This window comes from Hydrogenimonas sp., from assembly GCF_029933015.1.
Taxonomy (GTDB): Bacteria; Campylobacterota; Campylobacteria; order Campylobacterales; family Hydrogenimonadaceae; genus Hydrogenimonas.
Map to the genome: position 1 here is coordinate 1 of NZ_JAOZOZ010000164.1, position 3,418 is coordinate 3,418.

General features: G+C 60.8%; 3 protein-coding genes. All 3 read right to left on the reverse strand.

Annotated features, from left to right (window positions below; all coding sequences use genetic code 11):
- Positions 1-1,161 (reverse strand): hypothetical protein (locus tag Q1K23_RS08680; protein ID WP_300363885.1); only part of this gene is annotated, 1,161 nt, incomplete at its 3' end.
- A 10-nt stretch (positions 1,162-1,171) separates the two neighbouring features.
- Positions 1,172-2,119 (reverse strand): hypothetical protein, encoded by a 948-nt coding sequence (locus Q1K23_RS08685; RefSeq protein ID WP_300363886.1) that lies wholly within the window; start codon positions 2,117-2,119, stop codon positions 1,172-1,174.
- A 6-nt stretch (positions 2,120-2,125) separates the two neighbouring features.
- Positions 2,126-3,208, reverse strand: coding sequence for an OmpA family protein (locus Q1K23_RS08690; protein WP_300363888.1), 1,083 nt, complete (start codon positions 3,206-3,208; stop codon positions 2,126-2,128).
- Positions 3,209-3,418 lie beyond the last annotated feature (210 nt).

The following is a 3,418-nucleotide window of genomic DNA, read 5'->3' on the forward strand; positions in this document are numbered from 1 at the left end:
GCATCCCATCCTGTCCACCGCCATGAGATTTTTATCTTCGCGGAAAAACACCGCTTCCGGGATTTCGTGGAAAACGTCGCGGGGAAGCTTCAGCGCAAAGAGTGTTGCACCGTCGCCGCAGCGGCGCAGCCGGCCTCTCTCGTCGAAAATCCATGGGTGTGATTTCGCCGCCGCGAAACGGGGACCGCTCCCTTTCAGGAGGCTCAGGCGCCGGAGGCTTCGGGCGTCGAAACAGAGCACCCCTTTCCCGCGGCTCGAAAAGAGCGCCACGAGCCTGCCGCCGTCCGCGAAACGAAAGTGGGGGATCCTGCGTTTCCTGCCGTAGAAACTCTCCGAAGCGTCGGCCCCCTCGAAGAGGATCGCCCCCTTTTCGAGGCGTCCGCTTCGCAGGTCGATGAAGCGGATCGCCATCCTCTCCCACGTGGCGGGATCTCTGAGGAGGAAAGCGAGCCGGCGCCCGTCGGGGCTGAAGCGCACCTCGCCGCAGGCGTTGGCGTAGATGCGCTGGAGAAGCACCTTTTTCGTTTTCGTGTCGACGAGGCAGATGCGTCCCGCCGTGTGAAGACGCCCTTTTTCGTCCTCGACGCTCATGTCGCACAGCGCGGCCGCGAACCGCCCGTCGGGGGAGATGTCCAAAGAGAGGACCGGCTGGTCGATCCCCAGCGGGATTTTGGTGTAGCGCCCCTCGGCGTCGAGCAGGACGATCCCCGTCTCCCCGACGTTGCCGAAAGGCTCGGTTCGGGCTTCGGAATGGGCCATCGCCCACATCAGCGCCCCTTTCATCAAAAGAGGCACCGCCTCTTCGATCAGCGAGGGGGGCATCAGGGTCCGCGCCCAGGCGGGCTCTTCGGAGGCGGCCCGGGCCGCGGCCTCTTTCCCCGCCTCTTTCATCGCCTCGCCGTACTTCTTCCAGCTACCGTACTCCCGCTTCACGGCGCTGTCGAGGATTCGCCGGATCCGTTTTCTCTCCGCCGCGATCTCTTCGGGTGTCGGTCTGGCTTTGGAGACGTAGCCGAAGAGGGCGTAGCGGGGCGAGGAGAGGGCGGGTGTGAAGAAATACGCATCGGGTATGGAGAGGCTCTTTTCGAGACGGTACGGGCCTCCCCATATCGCCGTCACCGTCAGGAATATTATGGCGAGTGAAACGACTATCCTCTTCACGCTCTTTCTCCTATCGCATGATCTCAAGATGTGGGCACCAGTCGGCGTCGAAGCGGATGCGCGCGCTGTTGCTCCGGGTGTGCCAGCCGGCGGTTTCGCCGCCGGGGGGACGCCGCCACGCATCACGGGCCTGCGGCGAAGCGGCACCGCTTTGGGAGGCTTGGAGGCAGCGGGCGGGCAGGTAGTAGATCAGCGCGCCTCCTTTTGCGAGTTTACGCAGCGTCTCGATGTCGTTTTTCCTCAGTCCCGAGAGGAATCCCTCCCCGGTTAGTCGCGAAACCACCGTCGCCAGCGCTTCGGAAAAGTCGTAGTTCTGCCGCGCCCGTGTCCCGATCGCGAAGATCTCCTCCGGGCCCGTCCCCTCTCCGTAATCCTCCGGAAAACGGGCTCCGTAGACGGTCCGCTTCAACAGGGCGTTGATGCGGTGCAGGCTCTCTTTCGCCTTTTGGAGGCTTTCGAAGCCCCCCTTCCCGATCTCGGCCTCGATGCGGATCAGAGCGGGGCTCTCCCAGACGAGCCGCCACTTCGCGAAATCCTCTTCGGGGCATTTTTCTCCCTCCTCGCACACGATTTTCGAGACGAATTTTCTCTCGATCTGCCGGTAGAGCACCTCGTCGCGGCGGTTTTCTCCCCGGTTCATGCAGCGGTGAAAGGCTTCCCAGCTCTTCAGGCACTCCTTTTTTGCAAACCACGGGGTCAGATCGACCGACGTCGAGATCTTTTCGGGGATCTCGTCGGGGCGGGGGGCGACGACGGCGATCGCCGGGACACCCTCGGGCGTCTTTCGGACCGAGAGCTCCTTCGCGCCGATGAGCCGTCGCATCGTTTCGATCTGCTCCGCCGGCACCGGCTGCAGCGATACGCCCGGTTCGTTCAGGTAGAGATAGATCCTGTCGCTCAGGGGAGGGCACCCCTGCGCAGTCAGAAAAAGGACCAGAAGCAGCCAGAGAAACCGCATGGCCCGCTACTTCACGATCCGTATCTCGACCCGCCGGTTCTTCGCGCGGCCCGCCTCGGTGGCGTTGTCGGCGATCGGGTCGGCCTTGCCTTTGCCGACGATCTCGAAGAGTTTCGGATCGACCTTTTCGCAGTAGATCAGGTAGTCGGCCACCGACTGGGCCCGCTGCAGCGAGAGTTTGAGGTTGTACGCGTCGCTGCCGACGTTGTCGGTGTAGCCGGTGACGATCAGCTTTTTGGCCGGGTTTTCACGGATGATGTCGCCCACCACCGAGAGCGCCTCTTTGGCTTCGGGCTTGAGGATGAACTTGTTGAAGTCGAAGAGCACCTTCTCCGGCACCGTCAGCTTCATCCCCTCTTTGGTCTTCCTGACACCGATGCCCAGCTTTTCAGGGGTCGGTTTCGCCTCTTTTTTCGTGTATCTGGCGACGCGGATGTTGGAGATCAGTGCCCCGTAGGCGGGCGTATCCCACATCTGAAACTCGAACCCGTGGACCGTTTTGTGAAAAGGGATCGAGACCAGGCGTTTGCCGTCGGCGAATACCCGGTATTGGTGCCGCCGCACCTGGATGGCGATATGCATCCTCTTCTCTTTGGGATGGGGAACGTTCAGGATGCGCCCGACCTTTCGAAGCTCCAGCCGGTCGGCGTAGAAGACCACATCGAAATCCTCGTTTCCGAAATACTCCTCTTTGTCCCACTCTTTTTCGTTCTTGCCCTTGGTCAAAGGACGGAATTTGACTTTGGCGGACTGCCCCTTCTTCCCTTCCGGGTTGATCACGAGATCGTACTCGATCGAGAAGTCGTCGTCGCCGATCTCCAGTTTTTTCCAGATGCGCATACCGTTGTCGGTAGAGGGTGCGATCCAGATGTGATCGTCGTATTTGACACACTCGATCCCCTTCTCGAACTTGTCGAATCCTTCGGGAAACTCTCCCACCGGACAGTCACGAAAATCCGTTTCGAAAAGCACCTCGTCACCGGGCTCGAATTTGGTGTATTTCGTCTTTCCCGTGACAAGACCGCCGCCTGCGAGCAGTGCCGGAAGCAGCAGCATTCCCAGCGCTCTCCACAGTTTCTTCGCGTTCATTTCACACCTCCTGTCTGATTGGAACCCATCTCAAAAATCCCCATAGGCGGTAACGGAAGCGATTTTGCTTCCTGTCGCGGCGGTTCGACGCAGGCGTGGCCAAAGCCACGTCAAGGAGAACCAACAAAAAGAGGGGGCAAAAGCGCTCCGCCCGTAGGGTGGCACGGAAAAAATACACTGCCAACGCCCGAAATGCTCGACGTAGCTTTG